Below are 245 nucleotides of genomic sequence, written 5' to 3' on the forward strand. Positions count from 1 at the left end.
GGCGATGTACCACGCCAAGCGCCTGGGCGGCACCGGCTACAGCTTCTTCGAGCCGTCGATGAACGCCGACGCGCACGAGCAGATCGAACTGCTGCACGACCTGCGCCTGGCGCAGGAACGGGGCCAGTTCGTGCTGCACTACCAACCCAAGTACGAGGCGCCCGCCGGGCCTATCATGGGCGCCGAGGCGCTGCTGCGCTGGAACCACCCGACCCGCGGCCTGGTGGGTCCCGACCAGTTCATTC

General features: G+C 68.6%; 1 protein-coding gene. It reads left to right on the forward strand.

What is annotated here, in order from left to right:
• On the forward strand, positions 1 to 245 hold a 245-nt coding region (locus SB751_RS34200; protein ID WP_410749520.1), incomplete at both ends, for an EAL domain-containing protein.

It is taken from the genome of Cupriavidus sp. SIMBA_020 (assembly GCF_046535395.1).
Classification (GTDB): domain Bacteria; phylum Pseudomonadota; class Gammaproteobacteria; order Burkholderiales; family Burkholderiaceae; genus Cupriavidus; species Cupriavidus campinensis.